We start from the raw sequence: 21510 nt of genomic DNA on the forward strand, positions 1-21510 counted from the left end.
CACGCGCGCGCGAAATAGGTGATCCCCGATCCGCTGGCTAATGTGTACGCCGGACGGTGGATGGGGGACACGTGCGAGCGTTGATCGCCGGCCGGTACCGACTGCTCGACCTGGTCGGTCGCGGCGGGATGGGCACCGTGTGGCGGGCCGACGACGAACTGCTGCACCGGCAGGTCGCCGTCAAGCAGGTCGTCCTGCCCGCCCGGCTCGGCGGTGACGAACTCGACCACCTGCGCGCCCGTACGCTGCGCGAGGCCCGCACCGCCGCCCGGCTCAACCACCCCAACGTGGTCCGCGTCTACGACGTGGTCTCCGACGGCGGCACACCGTGGATCGTCATGGAGTACGTGCCCTCGCGCACCCTCCAGGACGTCCTCGACACCGACGGACCACTGCCCCCGCAGCGCGCCGCCCGCATCGGCCTCGCCCTGCTGGACGCGCTGCGGGCCGCCCACGAGGCCGGCGTCCTGCACCGCGACGTCAAGCCCGCCAACGTGCTCCTCGCTCACGACGGCCGGGTGCTGCTGACCGACTTCGGGCTGGCCGTCTTCGACGGCGACGGGGCGATGACCGGCGCGGGCACCATCCTCGGCTCCCCGCAGTACGTCGCCCCCGAACGCGCCGCCGAGGGCGTGTCCAGCGCGCCGGCCGACCTCTGGTCGTTGGGTGCCACCCTCTACGCGGCCGTCGAGGGCCGCTCACCGTACGCCCGCAGCACCGCCATGGCCACCCTCAGCGCGCTGGCCTCCACGCCACCGGACCCGGCCCGGCACGCCGGACCGCTCTCGGCGGTCCTGGCCGGGCTGCTGCGCCGCGACCCCGCGCACCGCGCCGACCACCCCGAGACCCGCCGCCGACTGCTCGCCGCAGCCGGCCCCGACGAGACCCCACCGCAGACCGGTGACGAGACCGCTCCCCTGCCCACCGAACCGGACTCCCCCGGCCCCACCTCGCACGACCCCGCATCCGGACGCCGATCCGACGAGCGGGCGGACGGTGACCGGGCCGCTCCCACGACCGAGAAGCGGGACGCCGCTCCCGACGACCGGGACGACCTGCCGGACGAGCCCGCCCCACTCGAACTACCGACCCGCGCGGGCGACCCGGATCGTGAGCGGAGTGCGGTGGCGCGGCCCTGGGCGCTCGCCGCCGTCGCCGTCCTGGTGGCGATGGCCGCCGGCATCGGCACCGCGTTGACCGTGGTGGGCACCGGCGACGACCACCCGGACGCACCCCACGGGGCCACCGAATCGTGGCCCGGGACGGCCCCCTACGAGGCCGGCGGCCCGGACCCGGGACCGGGCGGACCGGGTCCGGGCGGCCCGGGTCCGCGCGACGGACGACGTCCGCCCCCACCGCCACCGGGCGGGCTGGTACCCCCGCCGCTGCCCTGCGTGCGGCCCTGGGTCGACGGCGGGCCGATCGAGACGGCCACCCCGGCGACCGACGACGAGACGTTCCGGCCGCCGACCGGCTGGGCCTGGCACACCGACCGCAGCGGCTTCCGGGTGGCCGTGCCAGAACAGTGGCGGTACTCCCGCGACGACGACGTGGCCTGCTTCCAGGATCCGGCGACCGGACGCGCGCTCACCGTCTCCCGGACCACCGACACCAGCCTCGGTCCGGTGGCGCGGCTACGGGCGGTCCGGGACCGCGAGCTTGCCGCCGGCACCCTTCCCGGATATCAGGAGTTCCGGCTCGGCCGGATGGGCGACGCCACCGCGTGGGAGTTCGGCTGGCTCACCCCGCACGGCGACCGGCTCCGCGCCACGCAGATCGTGCCGGACGGGCGGACCCGGGACCGCGCCTGGACGCTCGGCTGGATCACCCACGAGTACGACTGGGAGCCCTCGACCGCCCAGTTCGCCACCATCCGCTCCGGCTTCCGCCCCCGCCGCTGACTCCCCGGCGTCCGGGTCACCGGCTGTCCTGGAGGATCGACGGAGGCGGGGTGGGGTGGCCCGGTGCGCCACGCCGCTAGGCTCGGGGGCGTGGAACGGGAACGGCACGACGACACTGACCGGCTGCGAGTCTCCGACCGGGAGCGGGAGGAGGTCGTGGAAGTGCTCGGCAAGGCGGTGACCGAGGGCCGGATCACCCTCGACGAGTACACCGAGCGGGCCGGTGCCGCACACGCCTCGCAGACGCGGGGCGAGCTGGCCCGGCTGACCACCGACCTGCCGGATCACCCCGGCCGTAGCGTGCAGCCGGTGGGCGGGCACGCCCCGACCCCGGAGAAGCTCCTGGCGGTCTTCGGCAGCGACGTCCGCAAGGGCGCCTGGGCGGCACCGGAGCTGATCGAAGCACGGGCCGTCTTCGGTGACTGCCGGATCGAGCTGCACGAGGCCCAGCTCTCCGCCCGGGTGACCCGGATCGACGCGGACGCGATCTTCGGCAGCGTCGTCATCGTCGTGCCGGAGGGCACCGACGTACGGCTCACCGGCAGCGCGGTCTTCGGCGACAAGAAGTCGAAGCTGACCGGGCCGGTCACCCCCGGTTCCCCGGTGATCGAGGTGACCTGCCGGGCGATCTTCGGCGACGTGACCGTCCGGGCGCCCCGCAAACGCTGGTGGAGCTGATCACTTCCTGCTCGCTGCCGCCCGGGCCCGCCGGACCCGCCGGTCATCGAACCAGAGCGCCAGCCCGACCCGGCCCCGATAGGCGGCGATCCCGCCCCAGACCAGGATGATCAGCCCCGTCCACCACCAGAACCGGCCGCCCACCCCACCGGGCGGACTCGCCTCCCGCACCCGACCGCTCTCGATCACACCGTCGGCCACGTCGATCGCGAGAATCTGATCCGGAGCGGTCAGCACGGTACGCGGCTCGGCAGCACCCGGAGTCAGCGCGAGCACCCGAACGCCCCGCACGCTGCCGGACGAGGTGCGCTGGTCGATCTCCAACGGCTGGTCGAACCGGGCGGGCGACAGTGGGTTCGGGATGAAGCCCGCGACCAGCGCGGACCCGTCCGGTCCCCAGCCGAGCAGGCGGATGGTGGTCACGTCGGAGACGGCCGGCAGGTCCAGCGCTGCGGCGTCGCGGCCGGTCAGCGGATCCACCCGCCGCAGGTGCCATTCACTGCTGTCCACGCGACGGGTGGCCAGGGTCAGCCACCGACCGTCCGGCGTCCACGCTCCCTTGCCGGCCAACGTGGATTCGTAGGGCAGCGCGAACGACGACAGCCGCGTACCGTCCCGCGCGGCCACCCAGACCGTGTTGCCGACCTGGTAGGCGAGCCGGTCGCCGGCCGGCGTGAACGCGACCGGGTGAGCGAAGATCTGCTGGTGGGCCGCCTCGCGCACGCGGGTCCGCTCGCGCCCGTCGACCGAGACGATGCTGAGCACCGACCGCAGGCTCGACCGTTGCGCGTCGACGAACACGAGGTCCACCATGGCGATGTGCCGGCCGTCCGGTGCCCACCCCGCCGGGTACGCGAACGTGACGTGCTCCGAGGTGCTCTCCACATGCCGGGTGCGACCGGTGACCAGGTCGATGACGTCGACACCCGGCCGCTCCGGATCGTCGGCGGACCGGGCGATGTACCGGCCGTCCGGGGACAGCAGCACCTTCTCGCCGGCCGGCGAATGGGCTCCCATCCGCAGGATCCGATAGCGATCGGAGTCGGCACCGACCGCCCCGACGTAACCCGTCGGGTCCGGCCCGTTCAGCCGCCCTCGTTCCCCGCTGAACAGGACGGCGGCCGGGCCGAGGCGCGGTCGGTCGGTGACGTGCAGCGCACCGATCGGCGGGAGGCCGATCCGGTCCGGCAGCACACCGGCAACCCCGTCGGCCGGGTCCACGCTCGGGGCGCGCCCCACCGGCGCCACTGTCACGGCGAGCGCGACCAGGGCCAGGACCAGCGCTGCCGCGCCCCGGTTCCGGCGTCGGGTGCGTCGTGCGGTGGCCAGCGCCCGCTCGTACACCGGGTAGACCGGCGCGTCCTCCGCCGTGTCCCGCAACGCCTCACGCAGTCGGCTGGTCACCGTGCACTCCTCTCGGCCGTGTCGTCGACCAGGTCGGGGGCGATCTGCCGGAGCCGCCGCAATGCGTCATGGCCATGCCGCTTGACCGTGCCGACCGAACAGCCCAACACCTCGGCGACCCGCGCCTCCGTCAGGTCCTCGTAGAACCGCAACACGATCACCACCCGCTGACGCGGAGTGAGCTGCCGCAACGCAGCAGCGAGGCTGAGACGCAACGCGCTGGCCTCGGTGCCGTCACCGGCCGACCGCTCCGGCGGCTGCGCCTCCAACCGCTCCACCAACCGACGCCGCCGCCACCACGACACCTGCTGGTGATACATCACCCGACGCACGTACGCCTCCGGGTCACCATCGGCAACCCGCCGCCAATGCCGATACGTCCGCGCCAACGCCACCTGCAACAGATCCTCGGCAAGTTGGTGGTCCCCGGTCAGCAGATACGCCGTCCGCGACAACCCCGGCGAACGATGCACCACGAACTCGTGGAACGACTGGACCATGCCCACCCCCTCACCGCTCTAGAACGTCAGAGGGCACACCGATGGTTGGGGTCGATGGTGACGGGCCGGTCAGCGGCCGGTGGATCCGTCGATCCGTTCGCGGAGGATGTCGGCGTGGCCGGCGTGCCGACCGGTCTCCTCGATCATGTGCACCAGCACCCACCGCATCGACGGCGCCGGTCCGCGTCGAGGCGGTCGCGGGGCGGGATGGGACAGGTCCGGGCAGGCGTCGATGACCTGGTTGGCCCGCTCGACGGTGGCCCGGTATTCGGCGAGTACGCCCTCGACGGTGTCGTCGGCGGACGGCCGCATGGTCGCCCGCCAGTTGTCGACGGTCTCGCCCAGGAAGTAGAAGCGTTCGACGTGCGTGAGATGCGTGATCAACCCGAGGAGGTTGGTCCCCGAGGGCACCCCGGCCGTACGGACCTGCGGTTCGTCGACGCCGGTGACCTTGTCCGCTATCGAGGTACGCAGGTAGTCGAGGAAGCCTTGCAGGGTGGCCTTCTCGTCGGCGCCGGTCCAGGCCGGTCCGGTGTCCCGGGCGCGGGTTCGTCGTGGGCGGTCGGTCGGCACGTCCGTCACTCCGTTCCGGTGGCACGTCGGATGAGCAGGACGTGGTCGAGGACGGTCGCGACCTGCCCGGCCGGTCCGGTCGCCCGACGACGGGGCGCGTCGGCGCGCAGCACCGTCCAGTGCGCGGGGTCCAGTTCGAGGTCGGCGGCGACCTCGTGCGGGGCCGGGTGGTGGACGTCGGGGTCCTGGTTCCAGGACCAGGGGGCGGTGGAGCCGTGGTCGACGATCAGCAGGTGTCCGCCGGGGCGCAGGGCCCGTGCGGCGGTACGCAGGATCCGGCTGCGCAGCATCGCGAACGGCGTGTGGAAGTACTGGGCGGAGACGAGGTCGAACCGGCCGGCCGGGAAGCCGGTGGTCAGGTCGTGCCGTTCGGTGACGACCCGGTCGCCGAGGCCGAGCTCGCCGGCGCGGGCCCGGACCCGGTCGACGGCGGTGGCGGAGATGTCCACGGCCGTGACGTGCCACCCGTGGCGAGCCAACCAGAGGGTGTCGCCGCCGGCACCGCAGCCCAGGTCGAGGGCGTCGCCGGGACGCAGTGGCGTGGCGGTCTCGGCGAGCAGCGGGTTGGCCCGTCCGCCCCAGGTACGCCGGGAGCGGTAGTGCCGCTCCCAGAACCGAACGGCGTCGTCCGGCCCGTTCGGGTCCGATGCTTCGTGAGCGGTGCGTGCTCCGGTGGCGTCCATTGGTGCCCTTTCGTCAGGTCGGCGCGCCCGCGTCCGCCAGGACGATCGCGCGGTGCGGTGCCTCCAGCATCACCAGCACCGTTGCCCGGTTGCAATTTCTCTTGCGGATCCGCAATCATCGGGACATGGACGACTCTGCCGGGGACGTGTTGGCCGGTGTCGGGCCACGACTGCGGGCACTGCGCCGGGCGCGTCAGACCACGCTGGCAGCGCTGGCGAACGAGACCGGCCTGACCGCGAGCACCCTGTCCCGCCTCGAGAACGGCAAGCTGCGCCCGACGCTGGAGCAACTGCTGCCGCTGGCGCGGGCGTACGGCGTACCGCTGGATGATCTGGTCGCGGCGCCGCCCACCGGCGATCCGCGCATCCACCTCCGGCCGATCCGGCACGCCGGGTTGGTGCTGGTGCCGCTGACCCGGCGGGCCGGCGGCGTCCAGGCGTACAAGGTGATCCATCCGCCGGCGGGACGGGCGCCGACGACGAAACCGCAGACCCACGAGGGATACGAGTGGTTCTACGTGCTCAACGGCACCGTCCGGTTCGTCCTCGGCGATCAGGAGTTCCGGCTCGGCGTCGGCGAGGCGGCCGAGTTCGACACCCGCATCCCGCACTGGATCGGCAGCGCCGACGAGCGGCCCGCGGAACTGCTCGCGCTGTTCGGTCCGCAGGGAGAGCACGCCCATGTGACACCGGCGCACCGGACGTAGCCGGCTCGGCGCGGCATGTCGTGCGACGGTGCCGACGGTGGCTGGCCCGCCCGTCCGGTCAACCCGACGCGGGAACGGGTGAGCCGATGCGGTGCAGCGTGCCGTCCGGGTCGACGTAGGCGAACTCGCGCAGACCGTACGGGGTGTCGTGAGGCTCGCCCAGCCGGCCGTCGACACCCGAGGCGGCCCAGGCGGCATGCAGCGCGTCGGCGTCGGAGACGTACAGGTAGAGCGCCGACGCCGTGCGGGTCGGGTCGTGTTCGGCCCACTCGGTCAGGTGCCACGAGACCGAGTCCCGCTCGACGAATCCGTACCGCTCGGGCCCGGTGTGGGCGCGCACGGTGAAGCCGAGCCGCCGGTAGCGGTCCAGCGCGGCGTCCAGGTCACACACCGGCACCACCGGGGCGATCCTGTCGAAAGTGATCTCTGTGGGCATGCGGGCACCCCGTTCGGAAGCGCCGATGTGCGGCGACGACGTCCCGGAGACCGTACCGCCGGGTTACGACAGGTCGGCGGTACGCCGCGTCCCATGGCCGACACAAGCGGTTCGGTGAGCCCTTCGGCGCTGCCATACTCCCTGGTGGTCGGGCCGTTCCCCGGGCAGCGCCACGGTGCTGTCCCTTGTGGAGGCCAACGGCGCTCCCCCTGCGGCGTGGCGGAGAACTACAGTGACGTAGTTTTGGCGCTCAAGATCCCTGGGGAGGGCGAGCCGAGATGATGGGTCCGTCGCACGCGCTGTCAGGCGCGGCGGTATGGCTGAGCGGGTCCTGGGCGCTCCAGCACTTCTACGACTACGAGCAGTCGCCGCTGGCGTTGGCCGTCGGTACCGCCGTCTGCGCCGGTGCCGCGCTGCTGCCGGACATCGACCTGTCCGGCAAGGTGACCCGCAACCGGGGCGGCGCGACCGTGGCCCGCACCTTCGGTGTCTTCTCACTGTTCGTCGCCGAGGTGGTGGAGAAGATCTCGCTGGGCGTCTACTACGCCACCAAACTTAGCCGGGATCCGAAGCGCAACAACGGCCACCGGACGCTGACCCACACCATCCCGTTCACCGTGCTGGTCGGCTGGGGCACCACCACGCTCTGCGTCCAGTACGGCAAGTGGGCGGTCATCGGCATCCTGTTCTTCATGATCGGTCTGGCGCTGCGCGGCCTGTTCGACAAGTGGGCCGCGCGCGCCGGCTGGGTCATCGTCACGCTGGTCTCGGCCGGCGCCGCCGTGTTCACCGCCGTCAACCTGCCCGGTGACCGCGGCTATCCGATGATCGGGCTGGCGGTCGGAGTGGGTTCGTTCGTGCACATCCTCGGCGACATGATCACCCGAGCCGGCGTACCGATCCTGTGGCCGATTCCGATCAAACGGCGGATGTGGACACCGATCAGCCTGCCCGACAAGATCGCGATGCGGGCCGGCGGACGGACCGAGACCGTCTTCGTACGCACCGGGCTCATGGTCGTCTCGGCACTGGCCGCACTGGGCCTGGTCGCCCCCTCGGTGCTGGAGAAGTTCCACCTCGACATCTGACCGCCCGTGCGGGACGGGAACCACGCTTACTTCTCCGCCTAAGGGACGTCACCGCCAGCGCCCGCCGATCATGAAGTTGTGGCTGACGAGTCGCCCCAACACGTGGCATTTATGAGCACCACAACTCCATGATCGACGGGGAGGTGGGGGCTCCGGCGAGCACTCGGGGCCTCGACGTCGGTTTGTCATGGGGTATTGACGTGGCTGTAACACGTGACCTACCTTCTGTCGAACCGCTTAGTCGAAGCGTTTCGACGGGCTCGTGTGGGGAGGTGCCGTGGCCACCATGCAGGACGTGGCGCGCCTCGCCCGGGTCTCGGTCAGCACCGTGTCGTACGTGCTCACCGGCACCCGCCCGATCTCCCAGGCGACCCGGGACAAGGTCCTCGCGGCGATGGCCGCGCTCGACTACCAGCCCAACGCCATGGCCCGCGGCCTGGCCAGCCGCCGCAGCCGCATCCTCGGCCTGCTGCTGCCGATGGACGAGCGGGGCCTCGGCGCCACCGAGACCGCCTTCGTCACCGGCGCGGCGGCCGCCGCCGGCGCGGCCGGCTACCACCTGGTGCTCTCCCCCATCGGCGTCGGCGACCTCGACGAGCTGCGTCGGCTGGCCAGCCAGCGGATGCTCGACGGCGCGCTGCTGATGGAGGTGCAGCTGCACGACCCCCGGGTGGACGTGCTGCGGGAGGTCGGCGTACCGCTGGTGCTCATCGGCCGCACCGCGGACACCACCGAGCTGTCCTACGTGGACATCGACTTCGAGCAGACCGTCCAGGACGCCGTCGCTCACCTGGTCGACCTCGGGCACCACCGGATCGTCTACGTCAACCACTCCGCCGACACCCTCGCCGAGGGCTACGGTCCGGCTCTGCGGACCCAGGACGCGTTCACCGCCGCGATGACCGGACACGGCCTGGAACCACTGATGATCCCCGCCGAGGACAGCGCCGCCGGGGGCCGGGCCGCACTGGACACCGCGCTGCGACAGGCACCCGACCTGACCGCGATCCTGGCCATGAACGAGAACGCCGTGTTCGGCCTGCTCGGCGAGCTGGCCATCCGGGGCCGCTCGGTCCCCGACGACGTCTCGGTCGTCTCGATGGTCACCTCACCTCAGGTCGCCGAGCTGGCGACGCCCGCGCTGACCGCGATGAGCTCGCCCGGCTCCGCGGTGGGCCGGATCGCCATCGAGACGCTGCTGCGCCACGTCGACGGCGGTCGAGGCGAGATCCACCAGCAACTGCTGCCGTGCGCGCTGGAGGTCCGGGGTTCCAGCGCTCCGCCGCGCACGGCCGACACGAGTGACACGGGGGCCGGCGGCGACCAGCCGGCTCCGGACAGTGAAGCAGCCCGCCGTCGCGCTGCCACGCGACGACGGGCTTGAGGAGTACCGGCTCGATACTCAACAGGGAGACTAGCAATGCGACGATTCCGCAGCGTAGCCGTGGCGGCCACGGTGGCCGCGCTCACGGCGACGAGCCTGGCCGCCTGCGGCGGTGACGGGGACGACAGCGGGGCGAACGTCCTCAAGCTCTGGCACTACGAGAGCGCGAACAGCGCGATGGGCATCGCCTGGGACCGGGCCATCGAGATCTTCAAAGACGAACACCCCGGCGTCGAGGTGCGCTTCGAGCGCAAGGCGTTCGAGCAGATCCAGCAGAACGCCGGAATGATCATCAACTCGGCCGAGGGCCCCGACATCATGGAGTACAACAAGGGCAACGCCACCGCCGGGCTGCTCTCCTCGCAGGGCCTGCTCACCGACCTGACCGCCGAGGCCACCGAGCGCGGCTGGGACAAGGCGCTGAGCCCCAGCCTGCAGACCACCGCCCGGTACGACAAGGGAGTGATGGGCTCGGGCAACTGGTACGGCGTGCCCAATTACGGCGAGTACGTGATGGTCTACTACAACAAGGAACTCTTCACCGAGCACGGCGTCACCGTGCCGACGACGCTGGCCGAGATGACGGCCGCGATGGACACCTTCGTCGCCAAGGGCGTCACGCCGCTGGGCATGTCCGGCGCCGAGTACCCGGCCGGTCAGCTCTTCTACCAGCTCGCGCTCTCCCGTGCGGACCGCACCTTCGTGAACAACTACCAGCTCTACGCCAACCCGGTGGACTTCAAGGCCGACCCGCTCAGGTACGGCGCGGAGACCTTCGCCGAGTGGGTCGGCAAGGGCTACATCGCCAAGGACTCCGCCAGCCTCAAGGCCGAGGACATGGGTACCTCGTTCATCTCCGGCAAGGTCCCGATGATCGTCTCCGGCAGCTGGTGGTACGGCCGCTTCAAGAGTGAGATCTCCTACGACTGGGACAGCTTCCTCTTCCCCGGCAACACGATGCACGCCGGCTCCTCCGGCAACCTCTGGGTGGTCCCGGAGACCAGCAAGGCCAAGACCCTGGCGTACGACTTCATCGACATCACCATGCGGCCCGAGATCCAGGCGCTGATCGGCAACAACGGCGGCGTGCCGGTGGCCGGTGACCCGGCTGCGATCAGCGACGAGAAGGACCGCAAGCTGATCGAGAACTTCAACACCATCAGCGGCCAGGACGGCCTGGCCTTCTATCCGGACTGGCCGGTCCCCGGCTACTACGACGTGCTGGTCTCCGGCTTCCAGGGCCTGATCAACCAGTCCAGGTCGCCCGAGCAGGTCCTCGACGCGATCGCCAAGCCCTACCAGGACGGCGTCGCGGAGATCACGCGCGACTGAGCGGCGGCCGGGGCGGGCGTACCCGTCGGCGTCACCCGGTGACGCCCGCCCCACCCTGGAAGGACCTCCCATGGCAGTGCCCGACACCGTCGCCGCCCGCCCGGGGGCGACCACGTCTCCCCCGACGGGCAAGACCCCACGCCGCCCCCGACGCCCCGACGCCGGCTACTGGCTCTACCTGTTGCCCGGCGCCGTGCTGTTCCTGCTCGTCATCGGCGGCCCGCTGATCTACACCGGCTACCTCTCCCTGACCAAGTGGTCCGGCGTCGGCGACCCCAGCTTCATCGGCCTGGACAACTACCGCACCCTGCTCACCGACGACGTCTTCTGGACCTCGTTCAAGAACACCATCGCGATGATCGTCGCGATGGTGGTGCTGCCCACCCTGATCGGCCTGGTCCTGGCGGCCGTCCTGTTCGACACCATCGGACGCCGGTTCCGCCCGCGTACCGCCGCCGCCCTGCGGGCCGCCTTCTATCTGCCGCAGGTACTGCCGGTCGTGGTGGCCGGCATCGTCTGGGGCTGGATCCTGCGACCCGACGGCGCGCTCAACGGGCTGCTCGACGCCATCGGGCTCGGCACGCTGAGCCACGACTGGCTCGGCGACCCGGACACCGCCCTGCCGATGGTCATGGCCGTGATGATCTGGGTGCAGCTCGGCTACCCGGTGGTCGTCTTCATGGCAGCGCTGGAACGGGTCAACCCCGAGCTGTACGAGGCGGCGGAGATCGACGGCGCCGGCTGGTGGCGACGGTTCCGCGCGATCACCCTCCCGCAGATCCGGCCGGAGACCTTCGTGGTCGGCCTGACCTGCACCATCGCCGCGATGAAGGTGTTCGGCCCGATCTACGCGCTGACCCGGGGCGGGCCCGAGAACGCCACCAACGTGCCCTCCTACTTCGCCTACTTCACCTTCTTCAAGCGGCTCAACGTCGGCTACGGCTCGGCGATCTCGATGGTGCTGACACTGATCATCGTCGTGGTGGCGGTGCTGTTCATCCGGGCACAGAACCGCGCCGAACGCCGCGACGGAGGGCTCTGATGGCCGTCACGCTCACCCCACCCCGCACCGGCGGCCGCACCCGCCGGGTGCCCGACCGGCACCACCGGGGCGTCACCCGCTGGATCGTGCTGGCCCTGGTCACCGTCGCCGCGCTGGTCATGCTGGTGCCGTTCGCGTTCATGCTGCTCAACGCGTTCAAGTCGCCCGGTGACTACTCGACCAACGGCCCGCTGAGCTGGCCGACCGAGTTCTACACCACCGGGCTGCGCACCTACTGGGAGCAGGTCGACTTCCCGGTCAAGCTGTGGAACTCGATCCTCATCTCCGGCTCCGTCGCGGTGCTCGCCGTGGTCGTCTCCCTGCTCAGCGCGTACGCGCTCGGCATCGGCCGGGTCCGCGGCCGGCTCTGGATCATCGGGCTGTTCCTGCTGGCCAACATGCTGCCGCAGGAGGCCCTGATCTATCCGCTCTACCACTTCGCCAAGGAGGCCGGGCTCTACAACACCCGCCTGGCGGTGATCATCATCTTCACCGTCATCCAGGCCGCCTTCGGCACGTACCTGCTCGCCTCGGTGCTCAGCACCTTCCCGCGCCCGCTGCTGGAGGCCGCCGCACTCGACGGGGCCGGCAAGTGGCGGATCCTGTGGCGGGTGGTGCTGCCCAACGTCCGGCCCACCATCTCGGTGCTGCTGGTCTTCTTCTTCATCTGGACCTGGAACGAGTTCCTCATCCCCCTGGTCATGCTGATCGACAACCAGACCCAGACCATCCCGGTCGCGCTCGCCTCGTTGCAGGGCGACCGGCTGATGGACGCCCCCACCACCAATGCCGGCGCGCTGCTCAGCCTCCTCCCGGCGATCCTGTTCTTCCTCGTCTTCCAGCGCACCCTCGCGCGCGGCATCACGGCAGGAGCCGACAAGTGAAGTTCACCGACGGATACTGGCAACTGCGTCCCGGGGTGAGCGTGCTGCGCCCCGGCACGGTCGAGTCGGTGGAGCCGGACGAGCGGTCCTTCACCGTCTTCGCCCCGATCGGCAGGATCACCGGACGCGGCGACACCCTGAACCGCCCGGTGGTCACCGTACGCTTCTTCTCCCCCGCCCCCGGCGTGGTCGGGGTGACCGTCGGGCACCACTCCGGCGGGCTGCCCAAACAGCCCCGCTTCGCCCTCGCCGACAGCGCCGCGCACCCGGTGCAGGTGGAGGTCACCGGGCTCAGCGCGCGGTTGACCACCGGCGAGTTGACCGTGCGGGTGGCGCTGACCGGCCCGTGGCGGGTCGACTTCCTGCGCGGCGACAAGCTGGTCACCTCCTCCACCGAACGCAGCATCGGCGTGGTCACCGACGCCGAGGGCCGCAAGTACGTACACGACCGGCTCTCGCTCGGCGTCGGCGAGACGATCTACGGCCTGGGCGAGCGCTTCGGCGCGTACGTCAAGAACGGTCAGACCGTCGACATCTGGAACGCCGACGGCGGCACCGCCAGCGAGCAGGCGTACAAGAACGTGCCGTTCTATCTCAGCAGCGCCGGATACGGCGTGTTCGTGGACCACCCCGAGCACGTGTCGTTCGAGGTGGGCTCCGAGGTGGTGTCGCAGACCCAGTTCAGCGTGCCGGGGCAGTCGCTGACCTACCACGTGATCGACGGCCCCACCCCGAAGGACGTGCTGCGCCGCTACACCGCGCTGACCGGCCGCCCGGCCCGGGTGCCGGCCTGGTCGTACGGGCTGTGGCTGTCCACCTCGTTCACCACCTCGTACGACGAGAAGACGGTCACCGAGTTCATCGACGGGATGGCCGAGCGGGACCTGCCGCTGTCGGTGTTCCACTTCGACTGCTTCTGGATGCGGCAGTTCCACTGGGTCGACTTCATCTGGGACCCGGCGACCTTCCCCGACCCGGAGGGGATGCTGCGCCGACTGCACGAACGCGGCCTGAAGGTGTGCGTCTGGATCAACCCGTACATCGCCCAGCGGTCCTACCTGTTCGAGGAGGGCCGGCAGGCCGGCTACCTGGTCCGCAACCCGGACGGGTCGGTCTGGCAGTGGGACAAGTGGCAGGCCGGGATGGCGCTGGTCGACTTCACCAACCCGGACGCGGTCCGGTGGTACGCCGACAAGCTCAAGGTGCTGCTGGACATGGGCGTGGACTGCTTCAAGACCGACTTCGGCGAGCGGATCCCGACCGACGTGGTCTGGCACGACGGGGCCGACCCGCAGCGGATGCACAACTACTACTCCCACCTCTACAACAAGGCCGTCTTCGAGCTGTTGACCGCCGAACGCGGCGAGGGCGAGGCGGTCGTCTTCGCCCGCTCCGCCACGGCGGGCGGTCAGCAGTTCCCGGTGCACTGGGGTGGCGACTGCGAGTCCACCTTCGTGGCGATGGCCGAGTCGCTGCGCGGTGGCCTGTCGCTGGCTGCCTCGGGCTTCGGCTACTGGAGCCACGACATCGGCGGCTTCGAGGGCACGCCCGACCCGGCGGTGTTCAAGCGGTGGATCGCCTTCGGGCTGCTCTCCTCGCACTCACGGCTGCACGGCTCCGGCTCGTACCGGGTGCCGTGGGCCTACGACGCCGAGGCGGTCGACGTGCTGCGCCGGTTCACCCGGCTCAAGATGTCGCTGATGCCGTACCTGGCGGCGGCGGCCGACGAGGCGCACCGCGAGGGCGTACCGGTGATGCGGCCGATGATCCTGGAGTTCCCGGACGACCCGACCGCCGCATACCTGGACCGGCAGTACATGCTCGGCCCGGACCTGCTGGTCGCCCCGGTGATGAGCGCCGACGGGCAGGTCACCTACTACGTGCCGGCCGGTATCTGGACCCATCTGACCAACGGCGCGCAGGTCACCGGCCCGGGCTGGGTCACCGAGAAGCACGGCTTCGACAGCGTCCCGGTGCTGGCCCGGCCCGGATCGGTGATCCCGTTCGGGACGGTCACCGACCGGCCCGACTACCGCTGGGCGGACGACGTCACCCTGCGCCTGTACGCTCCGGCACCGGGCCAGCGGACCCGGGTACGCGTGCCCGCGCCCGACCGTGGGTCCGGCACGGAGTTCGAGGTGTACCACCGCGACGGGACGGCCACCGCCGAGGTGGTGGCGGGCGACTCGTCGGGGTACCGCTGCGAGGTCACGGAGGTGACGAAGTGAGTGATGTCGTGTTCCCTGAGGGCTTTGTCTGGGGGTCGGCCACGGCCGCGTACCAGATCGAGGGGGCTGCCCGGGTGGACGGCCGTGGACCGTCGATCTGGGACACCTACAGCCACACACCGGGACGCACCCTGAACGGGGACACCGGCGACGTCGCCGCCGACCACTACCACCGGTGGGAGTCCGACCTGGACCACATCGCCGCGCTCGGGCTGGACGCGTACCGCTTCTCCATCGCCTGGCCCCGGGTGCAGCCCGGCGGCTCCGGCCCGGTCAACCAGGCCGGCGTGGACTTCTACTCCCGGCTGGTGGACGGGCTGCTGGAGCGCGGTGTCCAGCCGGTCGCCACGCTCTACCACTGGGACCTGCCGCAGGAGTTGGAGGACGCCGGCGGCTGGCCGGAACGGGACACCGCGCTGCGCTTCGCCGACTACGCCACGGCGATCGTCGGGGCGCTCGGCGACCGGGTGCACACCTGGACCACGTTCAACGAGCCGTGGTGCTCGGCGTACCTCGGGTACGCCTCCGGCGTGCACGCGCCGGGACGCACCGAACCGGAGGCGGCGCTGCGCGCCGTACACCACCTGAACCTGGCGCACGGTCTGGCCGGACGGGTGATCCGCGACCTGGCCCCGGCGGCGCGGCTGTCGGTCACGCTGAACCTGCACGTGATCCGCCCGGCCTCGGACTCGGCGGCCGACGTCGACGCGGTACGCCGCACCGACGCGCTGGCCAACCGGGCCTTCCTCGGCCCGATGCTCGACGGCGCGTACCCGGCCGACCTGCTCGCCGACACGGCGGCGGTCACCGACTGGTCGTTCGTGCGCGACGGCGACGAGCGCACCGCGGCGGTCCCGCTCGACGTGCTCGGCGTCAACTACTACTCGACCACCCTGGTCCGCACCTGGGACGGCGTCTCAGCCCGGTCGAGCGCGGACGGCCACGGCCGATCGGCGCACTCCGCCTGGGTCGGCGCCGACCGGGTCGACTTCCTTCCCCAGCCGGGCCCGTACACGGCGATGGGCTGGAACATCGAGCCGGCCGGCCTGACCGAGTTGCTGCTGCGGCTGCACCGCGAGTATCCCGACCTACCACTGATGATCACCGAGAACGGCGCCGCCTTCGACGACGTGGTCTCGCCCGACGGCGCGGTGCACGACGACCGCCGCGTCGACTACCTGCGCCGGCACATCGCCGCCACGCACGACGCGATGGCGGCGGGCGCCGACGTGCGGGGCTACTTCGTCTGGTCGCTGCTGGACAACTTCGAGTGGGCGTACGGCTACGACCGCCGGTTCGGGATCATCCGCGTCGACTACGACACCCAGGAGCGCCTCTGGAAGGACAGCGCCTACTGGTACCAGCGGCTGGCGGCGACGGACCGACTGGACCAGAACCCCTAAATGCTCAAATCATTTCGGCATTGGATGGGGATTATCCTATGATTGCGTCATGCTGTACCCGACGCCGGAACTGACCCAGGACGACAAACGCGTTCTCGGCGAGCTGGAGACGATGCGTGAGGCTCTTCGTTACCAGGTCGCCGAGCCGCGCCGGTGGAGCGGCCAGTTCCGCAGGACCCTGATCGCCCACGCCATCCAGGGGTCGAACTCGATCGAGGGGTATCAGGTCGGCCTCGACGACGCGGTGGCGGCCGTCGCGGGCGAGGAACCGATGGACACGAGTCCGAACACGTGGGACGTGATCACCGGATACCGGGACGCCCTCACCTACGTGCAGCAGCTCGGACGCTCCCGGGAGTTCGCCTGGCAACACATGCTTCTCGACGCGCTGCACTTCATGATGATGCGGCACGACCTCACCAAATGGCCGGGCCGGTACCGGCCCGGTGACATCTACGTCGATGAGGCCCACACCGGCCGGCGGGTCTACACCGGCCCTGACCCGGACCACGTTCCCGCCCTGATCTCCGAGTTGATGGCTTGGCTGGCGAACGGGGAGCCGGAGGTCCCGCTGCTCGTGCGCGCATCGATGGCCCACCTCAACCTGGTAAAGATCCATCCGTGGCGGGACGGAAACGGACGGATGTCACGGTGCCTGCACACCCTGGTCCTCGCCAGGGACGGCGTGCTGGCTCCGGAGTTCTCCTCGATCGAGGAGTGGCTGGGCGCCGGGCGGAACACCTACGCCTACTACGATGTACTCGCCGAGATCGGCGGCGCGACCTGGCAGCCGGACACCGACACCGGGCCGTGGATCCGGTTCTGCCTCAGCGCCCACCATCAGCAGGCCCAACTGGTTCGGCAACGAATCGACCAGGCCGCCCGCCTGTGGGATCTGCTCGACGGCTGGGTCGGTCGACACGCGCTGCCCGAGCGGGTCGTCAGCGCCCTGCAACTGGCGGCGACCGGCGGCCGGGTCCGCCGAACGGTGTACCAACACGACGAGGGCCTCACGGACGACCAGGCCATCCGTGACCTTCGGGCGCTGGTCAGGGTGGGTCTACTCGAACAGCGTGGCCAGACGCGTGGGAGGCACTACGTCGCCTCGACGACGCTCCGGGACTTGGCCGCACCGGCACTACGCCCCAAGGAGATCGTCGACCCGTACCAGCGGTAACCTGTCCCGGCCGACACAGCCAACGGGCCGATCAGACGCCGACGCGCTGCTCGGGCACGGTCAGGCCATACAGCGCCATCAGCTCGGGGGTGTCCACCCGACTGCCGTCGGCCACCGAGTCGCAGGCGATGTCGACGATCTGGTCCTTGTGCGCCAGTAGGTAGGGCCGGGCACCGACGTCGGCACTGGCCAGGGTGGCGATGCCCGACCAGTGCCGACGGCCGAACAGCATCGGGTAGCCGCGCAACCCGTTGTAGGTGGCGCAGACGAGCACGTCGGGGAAGGGCAGCGCGGTGACCCGGCGGATCGCCTCGGCGGTCAGGCCGGGCATGTCGACCGGGACCACCACCGCCGCCTCCACCCGGTCGTCGTCGATGCCGGCCAGGCCGGCGCGGATGGACGAGCCGACACCGGTGCCCCACGCCCGGTTGACCACCACCGTGGCGTGGTCCAGGTGCGCGGTGTCGCGGACCTGGTCGGCGGCGGCTCCGAGGACGACGACGATCTGCCCGCAGCCCGCCTCCGTCAGCGTGTCGATCATCTGGTCGACCAGGGGTTTGTCGCCCTGGTGCAGCAGGGCTTCGGGGCCGCCGATGCGGCGGCCACCTCCCGCCGCGATGATCATTCCTGCGATCCGCTTCAGAACCGCGCTCCCTCCAGTGTGGGACCGGGTGAGCACCGTGGCGCTGTCCGTCCCGTCCGACGCACATCGTTTGCAACGACCACGGACGGAGGAGAGTGGCGGGGCAAATCGGATAAATTAGGTAACACGCTCATCCTTCGGTGCGCGTCGGGCGTATGCCGCACCCGCCGACCCGATCCCCCTGACGGATCGGCTCAGCCCGGCACTGGCAACGCGCCACCGACCCGGATGGGACCGTACGCGTCCCGCAACCGGCCGCCCGTACGCCGGTTGGCCACCGCCACCACCTCGGCCAGCATGGACAGCGCGGTCTGGGCCAGCGAGTCCCCGCCGAGATCCAGGCCCGCCGGCCCGGCGAGCCGGTCGAGACCGGCGAGACCACCCAACCGGGCCAACCGTCGGGCATGCGTCTCGCGGCTCCCCAGCACCCCCACGTGACCGGCCCGGCCGGACAACGCGGCCCGGATCGCGCGGTCGTCGATGCGCGGGTCGTGGGTCAGCACCAGCGACGCGTCGCGAGGCCCGACCGGGGCAGCGGACAGCCACCGGTCGGGCCAGTCGCAGACCACGTCGTCGGCCGCCGGCACCCGCTCCCGATGGGCGTACGCGGGTCGCGGGTCGACCACCGTCACCCGGTAGCCCATCGGTACGGCCAGCGCGGCCACCGCGGCGGCCAGATCCGTCGCACCGACCAGCACCAGGAGCGGGCCGGGACGCCACTGCTCGACGAAGTACTCCTCGTCGGCGGGCAGCCCGTCCCGGCTCGCCGCGACCGACCAGTCGAACGGCTCCCGCAACGCGACGGCCACCGCCAGCGGACGGCGCGCGGCCAACGCGGCACCGATGGTCGCGTACACCGCGCCGGAGGGCGCCGGCGCGATCAGCACCCCCAACTCGGCGACGCAGGCGGGCGCGGCCTCCCAGGGCATCAACTCCGCGCCGGGGGTGACCGCCGCCAGGCGGGGGCGGGCACCGTCGAGCACCGCGCGGGCCTCCGCCAGCAGGGCCCCCTCCACGCAGCCACCGGAGACCGAGCCGGCCCACCCGCCGTCGGCGGCGACCGCCATGGTGGCGCCCAGCGGCCGGGAGCCGGGGCCGGTCCGCCGTACCAGCCGGGCCAGCACGACCCGCTGCCCGGCCGCGTACCGTCGCTCGACGAACGGCCACACCTCCGCCAACATCCGCCGACACCCCCCAGACGTCGTTGCGTACCTTTTTATCGCTTTCAACGACTTTGGACGTTACGGATCCGTTTAATAGCGTTAACTCGCCGGCCCACGATCCTCCGGGGAACGACCGCATGGACACCGAGATCACACTCCGCGTGGACGGCGCCGAGCACCGGCTCACCGTCGACACCCGCACCACCCTGCTCGACGCGCTGCGCGAACGACTGGGCAACACCAGCCCCAAGAAGGGCTGCGACCACGGCCAGTGCGGCGCCTGCACCGTGCTGCTCGACGGCCGACGCGCCAACAGCTGCCTCGCGCTGGCGGTGGCCCACGACGGCGCCGAGGTGACCACCGCCGCCGGACTCGCCCGCGACGGTCGACTGCACCCCGTGCAGCAGAGCTTCATCGACCACGACGCCTTCCAGTGCGGCTACTGCACCCCGGGACAGATCGTCTCGGCGGTCGCCATGCTCGCCGAGGCGGCATCCGGGTGGCCCAGCGCGGTCACCGTACGCGACCCGGACCGCACCGACCCGGCCGCGCACGGACCGGTCGACCTCACCGCCGACCCCGACGAGATCCGGGAACGGATGAGCGGCAACCTCTGCCGCTGCGCCGCGTACGCGAACATGATCCCGGCGATCCAGGAGGTGGCCCGGTCATGAGGCCCTTCCGGTACGCGCGCGCCACCGACCTGGCCGGCGCGGTCGCCCTGCTGGCCCGCTCACCACAGGCGGCCTTCCTCGGCGGCGGCACCAACCTGGTGGACCTGATGAAGCTCGACGTGGCCCGCCCCGACCTCCTGGTCGACCTGCGGGACGTCACCTCCCGGAGCGTCACGGAGCTGCCCGACGGCGGCGTCCGCATCGGTGCCGGCGTCTCCAACAGCGACCTGGCCGCCGATCCGCTGATCCGGCGTCGCTACCCGGTCGTCGCGCAGGCGCTGCTCAACGGCGCCTCCACCCAGTTGCGCAACCTCGCCACCGTGGGCGGGAACCTGTTGCAACGCACCCGCTGTCCCTACTTCCAGGACGTCACCACGGCGTGCAACAAGCGCGCCCCGGGCACCGGCTGCTCCGCTGTCGAGGGACACCACCGCGACCTGGCGATCCTCGGCGTCTCCCCGGAGTGCATCGCCACCCACCCGTCGGACCTGGCCGTGGCGCTGGCCGCGATGGACGCCCTGGTGCAGACCACCGGGCCGGACGGCAGCCGCACCATCCCGCTGACCGAGCTACACCGACTGCCCGGATCGACGCCTCAGACGGACACGGTGCTGGCCCACGGGGAACTGATCACCGCCGTCGACCTGCCTCCACTGACCTTCGCCGCCCGCTCCTACTACCGCAAGATCCGCGACCGGGCCTCGTACGCGTTCGCCCTGGTCTCCGTCGCCGCCGCGCTCGACCTGGCCGACGGACGCATCCGCGACGTCCGGATCGCGCTGGGCGGCGTCGCGCACCGGCCGTGGCGGGCCACCCGCGCCGAGGACCTGCTGCGCGGCGGACCGCCCACCCAGGACAGACTGCGCCGGGCCGCAGAGGCCGAGCTCGCCGACGCGCGACCGCTGCCGGAGAACGCCTTCAAGGTGCCGCTGGCCCGCAACGCCGTCGTGCGTACGCTGCTGGACCTGGCCGCGACGGACCGGTAGGCGACGGGCCGATCCCGCGCACCGTCGCCGAGGCTTAGAACGACCTCGACCTTTCGTCAAGGGGGTCGGCCGACTGTCACACTCCCTCGTGGTGTCCGCAGCCGCGTTCCCAGACACACGGGCTCGCCGCCAACGGTTGCCGCATGGCAGGCTGCCATGAAGGGGTGATTCCACGGAACGCCCTATCCACTGACCCCGTCTCGCTCTGGGAAGGACAAGCGTGTCACGCCGCCTCTTTACGTCCGAATCGGTCACGGAAGGCCACCCGGACAAGATCGCTGACCAGATCAGTGACGGCATTCTCGATGCCCTGCTCACTCAGGATCCGCACAGTCGTGTGGCGGTGGAGACCCTGATCACGACTGGTCAGGTGCACGTGGCGGGTGAGGTGACGACGAAGGCGTACGCCGACATTCCGTCGATCGTCCGCGAGACGATTCTGGGGATCGGCTACGACTCGTCGAAGAAGGGTTTCGACGGGGCGTCGTGTGGGGTGAGTGTGTCGATTGGGGCGCAGTCGCCGGATATTGCGCAGGGTGTGGATAACGCCTTCGAGTTGCGGACGGGTTCGTCGGAGTCGGCGTTGGATGCGCAGGGTGCCGGTGATCAGGGGATGATGTTTGG

Annotated in this window: 21 protein-coding genes; 14 read left to right on the forward strand and 7 right to left on the reverse strand. The window is 71.1% G+C overall.

The genetic code is table 11. From position 1 onward, the window contains the following. Positions 1 to 71: 71 nt before the first annotated feature. Positions 72 to 1901, forward strand: coding sequence for a serine/threonine-protein kinase (locus ACIBO1_RS22700; RefSeq protein ID WP_396749677.1), 1830 nt, complete (start codon positions 72 to 74; stop codon positions 1899 to 1901). A 90-nt stretch (positions 1902 to 1991) separates the two neighbouring features. Next, positions 1992 to 2579 carry a DUF1707 domain-containing protein gene (locus ACIBO1_RS22705; protein WP_396749680.1) on the forward strand — a complete coding sequence of 196 codons (588 nt, stop codon included), beginning with the start codon at positions 1992 to 1994 and terminating at the stop codon, positions 2577 to 2579. On the opposite strand, the gene ACIBO1_RS22710 is transcribed toward ACIBO1_RS22705, so the two are convergent. From ACIBO1_RS22710 to ACIBO1_RS22725, 4 genes are all read right to left on the reverse strand, one after another. Beyond that, positions 2580 to 3983 carry a TolB family protein gene (locus ACIBO1_RS22710; protein WP_396749682.1) on the reverse strand — a complete coding sequence of 468 codons (1404 nt, stop codon included), beginning with the start codon at positions 3981 to 3983 and terminating at the stop codon, positions 2580 to 2582. After that, positions 3980 to 4483 (reverse strand): SigE family RNA polymerase sigma factor, encoded by a 504-nt coding sequence (locus ACIBO1_RS22715; RefSeq protein ID WP_396749685.1) that lies wholly within the window; start codon positions 4481 to 4483, stop codon positions 3980 to 3982. Before ACIBO1_RS22715 ends, ACIBO1_RS22710 begins: the two co-directional genes overlap by 4 nt. 69 nt (positions 4484 to 4552) lie before the next feature. Next, entirely contained in the window at positions 4553 to 5056 is a 504-nt protein-coding gene (locus ACIBO1_RS22720) for a DinB family protein (protein ID WP_396749688.1), read from the reverse strand. Between the two features lie 5 nt (positions 5057 to 5061). Next, positions 5062 to 5739 (reverse strand): SAM-dependent methyltransferase, encoded by a 678-nt coding sequence (locus ACIBO1_RS22725; RefSeq protein ID WP_396749691.1) that lies wholly within the window; start codon positions 5737 to 5739, stop codon positions 5062 to 5064. A 125-nt stretch (positions 5740 to 5864) separates the two neighbouring features. Between ACIBO1_RS22725 and ACIBO1_RS22730 the strand changes: the two genes are divergently transcribed. Continuing rightward, a complete protein-coding gene (locus ACIBO1_RS22730) occupies positions 5865 to 6446 on the forward strand; it encodes a helix-turn-helix domain-containing protein (protein ID WP_396749694.1) in 582 nt (193 codons plus the stop codon). Positions 6447 to 6504: 58 nt separating this feature from the next. Here the strand turns inward: ACIBO1_RS22730 and ACIBO1_RS22735 are convergent, their stop codons facing one another. Beyond that, positions 6505 to 6882, reverse strand: coding sequence for a VOC family protein (locus ACIBO1_RS22735; protein ID WP_396749696.1), 378 nt, complete (start codon positions 6880 to 6882; stop codon positions 6505 to 6507). A gap of 278 nt (positions 6883 to 7160) precedes the next feature. Here ACIBO1_RS22735 and ACIBO1_RS22740 point away from each other — a divergent pair, with 278 nt between their 5' ends. The 8 genes from ACIBO1_RS22740 to ACIBO1_RS22775 all read left to right on the forward strand — a co-directional run bounded on the left by ACIBO1_RS22740 (position 7161) and on the right by ACIBO1_RS22775 (position 17420). Beyond that, positions 7161 to 7970, forward strand: coding sequence for a metal-dependent hydrolase (locus tag ACIBO1_RS22740; RefSeq protein ID WP_350700646.1), 810 nt, complete (start codon positions 7161 to 7163; stop codon positions 7968 to 7970). Between the two features lie 286 nt (positions 7971 to 8256). Beyond that, complete coding sequence (locus tag ACIBO1_RS22745) at positions 8257 to 9354, forward strand: LacI family DNA-binding transcriptional regulator (protein WP_396749750.1); 1098 nt, start codon at positions 8257 to 8259, stop codon at positions 9352 to 9354. 36 nt (positions 9355 to 9390) lie between these two features. Next, complete coding sequence (locus ACIBO1_RS22750) at positions 9391 to 10686, forward strand: ABC transporter substrate-binding protein (protein ID WP_396749699.1); 1296 nt, start codon at positions 9391 to 9393, stop codon at positions 10684 to 10686. Between the two features lie 70 nt (positions 10687 to 10756). Continuing rightward, the gene (locus tag ACIBO1_RS22755; protein ID WP_350700650.1) at positions 10757 to 11728 is read left to right on the forward strand and encodes a sugar ABC transporter permease; all 972 of its coding nucleotides are present in this window, start codon (positions 10757 to 10759) and stop codon (positions 11726 to 11728) included. Further along, positions 11728 to 12612, forward strand: coding sequence for a carbohydrate ABC transporter permease (locus ACIBO1_RS22760; protein WP_131053203.1), 885 nt, complete (start codon positions 11728 to 11730; stop codon positions 12610 to 12612). Before ACIBO1_RS22755 ends, ACIBO1_RS22760 begins: the two co-directional genes overlap by 1 nt. Further along, entirely contained in the window at positions 12609 to 14840 is a 2232-nt protein-coding gene (gene yicI, locus ACIBO1_RS22765) for an alpha-xylosidase (protein ID WP_396749704.1), read from the forward strand. Before ACIBO1_RS22760 ends, yicI begins: the two co-directional genes overlap by 4 nt. Continuing rightward, complete coding sequence (locus tag ACIBO1_RS22770) at positions 14837 to 16243, forward strand: GH1 family beta-glucosidase (protein ID WP_396749707.1); 1407 nt, start codon at positions 14837 to 14839, stop codon at positions 16241 to 16243. The genes yicI and ACIBO1_RS22770 overlap by 4 nt, the downstream gene beginning before the upstream one ends. 49 nt (positions 16244 to 16292) lie before the next feature. After that, positions 16293 to 17420, forward strand: coding sequence for a Fic family protein (locus ACIBO1_RS22775; protein WP_396749710.1), 1128 nt, complete (start codon positions 16293 to 16295; stop codon positions 17418 to 17420). A 31-nt stretch (positions 17421 to 17451) separates the two neighbouring features. Here the strand turns inward: ACIBO1_RS22775 and ACIBO1_RS22780 are convergent, their stop codons facing one another. Then, a complete protein-coding gene (locus ACIBO1_RS22780) occupies positions 17452 to 18045 on the reverse strand; it encodes an NTP transferase domain-containing protein (protein ID WP_396749713.1) in 594 nt (197 codons plus the stop codon). A 212-nt stretch (positions 18046 to 18257) separates the two neighbouring features. Beyond that, a complete protein-coding gene (locus ACIBO1_RS22785) occupies positions 18258 to 19244 on the reverse strand; it encodes an XdhC family protein (protein ID WP_396749715.1) in 987 nt (328 codons plus the stop codon). A gap of 119 nt (positions 19245 to 19363) precedes the next feature. Between ACIBO1_RS22785 and ACIBO1_RS22790 the strand changes: the two genes are divergently transcribed. From ACIBO1_RS22790 to ACIBO1_RS22800, 3 genes are all read left to right on the forward strand, one after another. Then, complete coding sequence (locus ACIBO1_RS22790; RefSeq protein ID WP_396749717.1) at positions 19364 to 19900, forward strand: (2Fe-2S)-binding protein; 537 nt, start codon at positions 19364 to 19366, stop codon at positions 19898 to 19900. Then, positions 19897 to 20886: an FAD binding domain-containing protein gene (locus tag ACIBO1_RS22795; RefSeq protein ID WP_396749719.1), complete on the forward strand. Its 990-nt coding sequence runs from the start codon at positions 19897 to 19899 to the stop codon at positions 20884 to 20886. Before ACIBO1_RS22790 ends, ACIBO1_RS22795 begins: the two co-directional genes overlap by 4 nt. A gap of 220 nt (positions 20887 to 21106) precedes the next feature. After that, the coding region (locus ACIBO1_RS22800; RefSeq protein ID WP_350700661.1) for an S-adenosylmethionine synthetase N-terminal domain-containing protein at positions 21107 to 21510 on the forward strand (404 nt) is incomplete at its 3' end.

This window comes from Micromonospora sp. NPDC049903, from assembly GCF_044460945.1.
In the GTDB taxonomy this organism is placed as follows: domain Bacteria; phylum Actinomycetota; class Actinomycetes; order Mycobacteriales; family Micromonosporaceae; genus Micromonospora.